Below are 7,735 nucleotides of genomic sequence, written 5' to 3'. Positions count from 1 at the left end.
ATGGTTTTTCACTATAAAAATAAACATAATGTTTCGTATTATTTAAATGGTGTAAATCAATTATCTAGGGCTTTAAACGTTAGTAAAAATTTAAGTAAAAACTCCTTTATAAAATCTTATTATAGAGACCTTACTTTTTTAGAAAAAATTAAATCGATAAAATTTAAAACAGAATTTATTGCTTTTGAAAAAAATGTTAGTAATGAGTTTTTATTTGCTTTCTGGTTTATGTTCGAAATTATAAAAATTCTTTTCAATGTAGAGTATTTAATGTTTTATACTTTTATAGACTCGATTACAAAAGAGCGAAAAAACATAGAAAAAATGTTTCTATTTATTGGGGAAATTGATGCAGCAATTTCTACTGCTTCTTTAAAGTCTGGAAATCTAACCACTTGTTCTCCTAAATTTACGAAAGAAAATCAAGTAAATTTTAGTGAAATTTATCACCCATTATTAAAAAATTGTGTAAAAAATAATTTACAGCTACAAAAAAAAAGTATGTTGTTAACAGGCTCAAATATGTCTGGTAAAACTACATTTATTAGAACGATTGCTGTAAATAGTATTTTAGCACAGACACTTCATTTTTGTTTTGCAAAGTCTTACGCTGCACCATTTTACAAAATCTATTCTTCTATTAGAATAACTGATGATTTATTGGATAACACAAGCTATTATTTACAAGAAGTTCTAGCGGTTAAAGAATTAATTGATGCTTCTTTAAGTACAGCACCTTGTTTATTTGTTTTAGATGAAATTTTTAAAGGAACCAATACTGTAGAGAGAATTTCGGGTGGAAAAGCTATTTTATCTTATTTAAACAAACAGCATACTGTTTTAGTTTCTACTCACGATATAGAATTAACAGCGCTTTTAGTGAAAGATAACTATGACTTATTTCATTTTAGCGAGCAAATTAAAAACGACGAATTGTTATTTGATTATAAAATTAAAACGGGCAAACTAACTACAAGAAATGCAATTAAAATTCTTGATTTGTATAAATATCCTAGAGAAATAATAGAAGACGCTAAGCAAACAGAAACAAATTATTTTTCTTGAAAATCCATTTTTTTCCCTAAATAAGATAAAACCAAGTTTTCTTTTACAGTTTCTGTTTCTTCAAATTCTGGAATTAAATAAATACCACTACCCTTTTCTACAAATAAAGCCACAGCTTTTTCTTCTTCAGCAAGCATTTCTAAAACCCTATCATATTCCTCTTTATTTGCTATTTTTACTTCTGTTATGTTCGGGTTTTCTCTATAAGCTTCACTTAAATTAATATAGTCGTCATTAGGTGTAAAAAAGGTTTTTCTTTCGGTAATAGTCGCTTCAATAATTTCTTGAGAAGAAGCTAATTTATAAGAACCATGCTCACCAAAAGCAGGAGAAAACCTATTTATTGCATATTTATTTACCATGTCACTACCTGTTAAAGCAATTAAGTACCCAACATCATTTAGCTCTATATTATCTGTTAATTCATCATCATAAACATCTACTTTAAAGGCTTCTAAATCGTCATCTAAAGCTTGTTGTACAAAGTTTTTATTAGAGTCAATCAAAATAACTCTTTTACCTTTATTTTTTAAATAACCAGCAATTAATCTAGCAGGATTTGAAGCTCCTACAAATAAAATTGCATCAGATTTTTTTAAGAAAACACCAACTAATTTTGCAAAAACTCTTGCTGTAGTTGCATTTAACAAAACAGTTCCTAAAACAATCATAAACACCAAAGGTGTAATGTATTCTGCACCTTCTACGCCTTGTCTTAATAGTTTGCTACCAAAAAGAGATGCAATACCAGCAGCCACAATACCTCTTGGACCTACCCAACTGATAAATAGTTTTTCATTAAGTTTTAATTTTGATTTAAAAGTACTTGCAAAAACAGCCAATGGTCTAATAATAAAAACAATTATAGCAAATAAGTAAGCTGTTTTCCAGGTATAAAGAAGCATTAAATCTTCTATGTTGATGTTTGCTGCCAATAAAATAAAGAGAATCGAAATTAATAAAACACTCAATGATTCTTTAAAATATAGGAGTTCTTTAATATTATTTAATTTTCCATTTCCTAAAACCATCCCCATCACTACAACTGCTAAAAGGCCAGATTCATGGGCAAAAAGTTCAGACTCTACAAAAACCAATAATACGGTAGATAGAGAAACTACATTTAATAAATAATGAGGAATTAATCTTTTATTTACGGCAAAAGCCAAAGCATGTGCAAACGTAAATCCAAATGTGGTACCAAATAATAAAATTTTACCAAACTCAATTAAGGCTGTTTTGGTAAAACCACCACCACCACCAACACTAATAAACTCAAAAACCAATACAGCTACAAGTGCACCAATTGGGTCTATTAAAATTCCTTCCCATTTTAAAACAGTAGAAATATCTTTTTTAAGGGGAATATTTCTTAGAATTGGGGTAATTACTGTTGGCCCTGTTACTATGATTAAACCTGCAAAAAGAAAGGACAAATCCCAACTTAAATGAAATATATAATGTGCTAAAATACCTGCGCCAAAAAAAGTTATTGCAGCACCTATGGTAATTAATTTGGTAATTACAGGACCTACGTTTTTAATTTCGCTCCTTTTAAGCGTTAAACCACCTTCAAAAAGGATAATACTAATTGCTAAAGACACAAAATAATACAGTCCTTCTCCAGGAAATAAGCCTTTTTCTCCATTCCAAATGGGTTCTATCCACTTAGAACCATCTTCGCTTAAATATGCTGCTGCTATTGGGCCTACTAATAAACCAATTAATATTAAAGGTAAAATTGCTGGTATTTTAAATTTCCAAGCAACCCATTGCGCCAATATTCCTAAAATTATAATTCCTGCTAATTCTAACATTGTATTTTTTTAAAAAGTCTAATTTATGAAAAAACATAGTTGTGGCAAGTTTCTTTACGTGAAATATTGTTTATTTTTGCAACAGAAATGTATACATTATGTTAGGATTACAGTTTGAAACTGAAACTTCTTGGGCAGAAATTGCCAAAGTTAACTTAGAACAGATATTAACAGATCATGCTTTTTTAGAGCAAAAAGCAGCTTCTAATGCTGTTTCTATTATTATAAATTATTCTGAAGAAACAGAACTGGTAAAGGAAATGAGCAATATTGCCATAGAAGAAATGCAACATTTTAAAATGGTGCACTTGCTAATGGTAAAAAGAGGAATGGTTTTAGGCAGAGAGCAAAAAAACGATTATGCGATTCGTTTACAGAAATTTTTTCCAAAAACGAAAGATAGAACCAATGCTTTGGTACAACGTTTGTTAATTGCTGCTTTAATTGAAGCTAGAAGTTGCGAACGTTTTAAAGTGTTTTCTGAGAATATGGAAGATGAAGAGTTGCAGAAATTTTACAAAAACTTAATGATTTCTGAAGCTGGCCATTATACCACTTTTTTACAATTTGCTAGAAAATATCAAGACAGAGAAATTGTAGACCAAAAATGGAATGCTTTATTAGCCTTTGAAGCAGAAATGATGCGTGAACGTGGTCATGTGGCTAAAATTCATGGATAATATTTTGGTTGATGGTTGATTGTAAAAACAACAGGTTATTTCATATAAAAACGTATTAAAAAAAATGTTTTCTAAAGACGAAGCTGCAAAACTTAGAAAAGAATTTTGGACTAGTTTTGGGAAATCGTTTCCAAGAAAATGGTTGTTATACAATACAAAAATAAAAGGGTTGGCTTTTAAGTTTGTGGCTGATAGAAAAAAAGCCATGGTTTGTTTAGACATCGAAAACCCTGATGAAGTGGCTAATTTGCTTTATTTTGACCAACTACTTTCTTTAAAAAAATTATTAGAAAGTGAACTACCTGAAGTTATTTTTGATGCTTCTTATGAATTAAATAATGGTAAAGTAATTCATAGAATTTATATGCCTTTTGAAGGTAAATTTAGCATCCATAACAAAAATACGTGGAGAGATTGTTATGAGTTTTTTGTTGAAACGATGCCTAAATTTGAACTTTTTTTCTACGAATATGAGGCCATTATAAAAAACATTTAGCTACAATTAAACTATTTATTGGCAAATTAGCTTACGTTAAGGATTGCAACGACATCCTTTTTATTTTCTCTATTTTCAATTAAAACTTCACTCCTTTTCCTATTTAAAAAATAGTTCTTTGAAATATCTTTAAAATAAAAAGATATAGTGGAAAGCCTGACCTGAAAGGGAACGCCCAAAAATTATTTTATAAATTGAATACTTAAAGGATAATGTGGTGCCTCTCCATTACTGGCTTTTATAGCATTTGTTATGGGCAAGATTAAATATAAAAATCCTAATATGATTAAACCTAAAATGCCTAATCCTAAAAGTAAGATTAATGGTATACATATTAATATATAGATAAACATAGATATTCTAAAGTTTAAAATGGCTTTTCCGTGAAAATCCATACCATAAATTTCGTCTTTTTTTGTGAGCCATAATATTAATGGCACAATAAAACCACCAATACCACTTACAAAATCTAATAATTGGCTTAAATGGGTTAGTACTAATAATTGTTTATCTTCTTTCATATTTGTTAGTTTGTTTAGTTTGGTTCTTTATTTATAGGACGCAAAAAGTTACTGTTTGTTACAAAATTATTTGTTTGCGTTAACATAAATATTGATTGAGCAAATTTACATTTTACTTTGCGGTTAATTTTGTATGGAATATAAATATAAAAACTTTACATATGAATTACTTAAATATTAACAAAGACAAAATTGTACCTATTGTATCAGAATTAAATGTGCTTTTAGCAGATTATCATCTGTACTATCAAAAACTTAGAAACTTTCACTGGAATGTTTTAGGAGAGAACTTTTTTGATTTACACAACAGGTTTGAAGAAATGTATGATGAAACAAAGGAAAAGATTGATGAGATTGCTGAAAGAATTATTACTTTAAAATATCATCCAGTTAGTAATTTATCTGATTATTTAGAAATTTCTAGAATCAAAGAATCTAGCCCTTTAAAAACTGATAAAGAAATGGTGTCTACAATTATAGAAGATCATAGAATTTTATTAGATCAACTAAATAAAGTGATAGATAAGGCAGAAAAAGCTGGGGATGAAGGTACTATAGATTTAATGGGCGCTTATGTTAGAGAATTAGAAAAATCTACTTGGATGTTAAATGCGTGGTCTAAAGACACCAAAGAGGCTCTAAATAGCAGTTTTGTAAAATAGCAATTGCTATTGAACGCTAATCTGAAATTAAAACCCATTAAACTAAATAAATGAATAAAATTGTAGATAAATTAGAAGCTTGGAAAGATATTTTTATAAAGAATATACCAAACATAGCCATAGCCATAGTAGTATTATTTATTGCCTATTTTGCTTCGAGAGGTATGAATTCTCTTGTAAATAGAACCTTAGGTAAAAGAATTAAACAAAAATCTGTTAGAGATTTAGTTTCTAGATTTGCTGCTGCAATAACTATATTAGTTGGTTTGTATTTAGCAATGACCGTTTTAAAGTTTGATGATACTTTAAAAACAATTGTATCTGCCGCAGGTGTGTCTGGTATTGTTATTGGTTTGGCTTTACAAGGTACTTTATCTAACACCATCTCTGGTGTAGTTTTATCTTTTAGAAAAAACCTAAATATTGGTAATTGGGTAGAAACAAGCGGTTTTTCTGGTGAGGTTATAGATATAAATCTGAATTATTTTGTAATGAAAGAAGCAGATAATAATATGGTAATTATACCTAACAAAACCATACTAGAGAGTCCTTTTAAAAATTACTCATTAACTACAAAAATGAGAATTGCTATAACTTGTGGTGTGGAGTATGGTGCAGATTTAGAAAAAGTTGAAAAACTAACTAAAGAAACTATAAATACTAATTTTAATCAAGATGAAATTGGTAAGAATGTAGAGTTTTATTACACCGAATTTGGAGATAGTTCTATTAATTTTTTATGTAGATTTTGGGTAGATTCTGAAAATGCACTAGAAAAATTAAAAGCAAAAAGTAAAGCTATTATAGAAATTAAGAAAGCTTTTGATGAGGCAGATATTAATATACCATTCCCAATGAGAACTTTAGAATTTGTACCAAATAACAACTTAAATATTTCTAAATAAAATTGCAAAAAAAAAGAGAAAATTGAAATGGCGTAAGCCAATTGACTAATTATAACTAGCAAAAAGTCTAACGTATTAAAACACGTTAGACTTTTTGGTTTTTTGTAGCAAAATGTTTCCGTATTTTTGTCGTATGATTCAAAATGATACCATTATTGCTTTGGCTACTCCAGCAGGAGTTGGCGCAATTTCTGTAATTAGACTTTCTGGAGAAAATGCTATTCATTTAGTGGATGCCAATTTTAAATCTATAAAAAAAGGTAAATCTTTAAAAACGCAAAAAACACATACCATCCATTTAGGGCATATTATAGAAAATGAGGTTGTTTTAGATGAAGTTTTAGTATCTGTTTTTAAGAATCCTAACTCTTATACTGGTGAGAATGTTGTAGAGATTTCTTGTCATGGTTCTAGCTTTATTCAGCAAGAAATTATTCAACTTTTTTTACAAAAAGGCTGTAGAATGGCAGATAATGGCGAATTTACCATGCGTGCTTTTTTAAACGGAAAAATGGATTTATCTCAGGCAGAGGCTGTTGCCGATGTTATTGCTGCAAATTCTGCTGCAAGCCACCAAATGGCCATACAGCAAATGCGAGGTGGAATTACCAATGAATTGAAAGAATTGAGAAAAAAATTACTCGATTTTGCTGCTTTAATTGAACTAGAATTAGATTTTTCTGGTGAAGATGTAGAGTTTGCAGATAGAACTCAATTTAAAGAACTAGTAGCAAAAATCACTTTTGTTTTAAAACGATTGATTGACTCTTTCTCCTTTGGAAATGCCATGAAAAATGGAATTCCAGTTGCGATTATTGGAGAACCTAATGTAGGAAAATCAACTTTATTGAACGCTTTGTTAAACGAAGAAAAAGCCATTGTTTCTGATATTGCTGGTACGACTAGAGATGCTATAGAAGACGAATTGATTATTGAAGGTGTTGCGTTTCGATTTATAGATACAGCAGGAATTAGAGAAACAAAAGATGTTGTAGAAAGTATTGGTATACAAAAAGCCTACGAAAAAGCAGAAAATGCACAATTAATTATTTTCTTAATTGATGCTAATAAGTACATCCACTCTAGTGAAGATTTTTTAGAAGAAATCAATACAATTTCAAAGCGTTTTCCTAACAAAAGACTTTTGGTAATTGCGAATAAAGTAGATACTTTGTCTTGTCATGATTTATCCATTTTAGAATCAGAAATTGAGAATTTAATTCTACTATCAGCAAAACAAAAAACAGGAATTTCAGCATTGAAAAACGAATTAACGTCTTTGGTAAATATTGGTGCATTAAGTAATAATGAAACGATTGTAACCAATTCTCGTCATTTTGAAGCATTAAACAATGCTTTAGAAGCAATTAGCTCTGTACAACAAGGAATTGATTTAGAAATCTCAACAGATTTATTTTCTATCGACATTAGAGAGTGTTTGCGTCATTTAGGAAATATCACTGGAGAATATGATGTTGATAAAGATATTTTAGGACATATTTTCTCAAACTTTTGTATCGGTAAATAAACTGAATTTTATACTAAAATAGTGGTTTCATTAGAAGATTTATTATCATTTTCATCAAAAT

Annotated in this window: 8 protein-coding genes; 6 read left to right on the top strand and 2 right to left on the bottom strand. The window is 29.1% G+C overall.

Features of this window, described 5'->3' with window-relative positions; genetic code table 11:
* On the top strand, positions 1-1,065 hold a 1,065-nt coding region (locus ACTG3S_RS09365), incomplete at its 5' end, for a MutS-related protein (RefSeq protein WP_439129099.1).
* Here ACTG3S_RS09365 and ACTG3S_RS09360 read toward each other — a convergent pair.
* Positions 1,053-2,882 (bottom strand): cation:proton antiporter, encoded by a 1,830-nt coding sequence (locus ACTG3S_RS09360; protein WP_439129098.1) that lies wholly within the window; start codon positions 2,880-2,882, stop codon positions 1,053-1,055. The two genes, ACTG3S_RS09365 and ACTG3S_RS09360, sit on opposite strands and share 13 nt — an antisense overlap.
* 98 nt (positions 2,883-2,980) lie before the next feature.
* On the opposite strand from ACTG3S_RS09360, the gene ACTG3S_RS09355 reads away from it, so the two are divergent.
* On the top strand, positions 2,981-3,562 hold the full coding sequence (locus tag ACTG3S_RS09355; protein WP_439129097.1) for a tRNA-(ms[2]io[6]A)-hydroxylase: 582 nt from the start codon (positions 2,981-2,983) through the stop codon (positions 3,560-3,562).
* Between the two features lie 64 nt (positions 3,563-3,626).
* Positions 3,627-4,058: a DUF4268 domain-containing protein gene (locus ACTG3S_RS09350; RefSeq protein ID WP_439129096.1), complete on the top strand. Its 432-nt coding sequence runs from the start codon at positions 3,627-3,629 to the stop codon at positions 4,056-4,058.
* 182 nt (positions 4,059-4,240) lie between these two features.
* On the opposite strand, the gene ACTG3S_RS09345 is transcribed toward ACTG3S_RS09350, so the two are convergent.
* Positions 4,241-4,579 carry a DUF4870 domain-containing protein gene (locus tag ACTG3S_RS09345; protein WP_439129095.1) on the bottom strand — a complete coding sequence of 113 codons (339 nt, stop codon included), beginning with the start codon at positions 4,577-4,579 and terminating at the stop codon, positions 4,241-4,243.
* Between the two features lie 161 nt (positions 4,580-4,740).
* On the opposite strand from ACTG3S_RS09345, the gene ACTG3S_RS09340 reads away from it, so the two are divergent.
* The 3 genes from ACTG3S_RS09340 (at position 4,741) to mnmE (ending at position 7,674) form a co-directional block, all read left to right on the top strand.
* Positions 4,741-5,241: a Dps family protein gene (locus tag ACTG3S_RS09340; RefSeq protein ID WP_439129094.1), complete on the top strand. Its 501-nt coding sequence runs from the start codon at positions 4,741-4,743 to the stop codon at positions 5,239-5,241.
* A 50-nt stretch (positions 5,242-5,291) separates the two neighbouring features.
* Positions 5,292-6,146 carry a mechanosensitive ion channel family protein gene (locus ACTG3S_RS09335; protein WP_439129093.1) on the top strand — a complete coding sequence of 285 codons (855 nt, stop codon included), beginning with the start codon at positions 5,292-5,294 and terminating at the stop codon, positions 6,144-6,146.
* Between the two features lie 133 nt (positions 6,147-6,279).
* Complete coding sequence (gene mnmE / locus ACTG3S_RS09330) at positions 6,280-7,674, top strand: tRNA uridine-5-carboxymethylaminomethyl(34) synthesis GTPase MnmE (protein ID WP_439129117.1); 1,395 nt, start codon at positions 6,280-6,282, stop codon at positions 7,672-7,674.
* Positions 7,675-7,735 lie beyond the last annotated feature (61 nt).

Source organism: Polaribacter sp., from assembly GCF_965656025.1.
Classification (GTDB): domain Bacteria; phylum Bacteroidota; class Bacteroidia; order Flavobacteriales; family Flavobacteriaceae; genus Polaribacter.
Note: the sequence above shows the minus strand (reverse complement) of the source record. Positions and strands in the feature narration are given on the sequence as shown.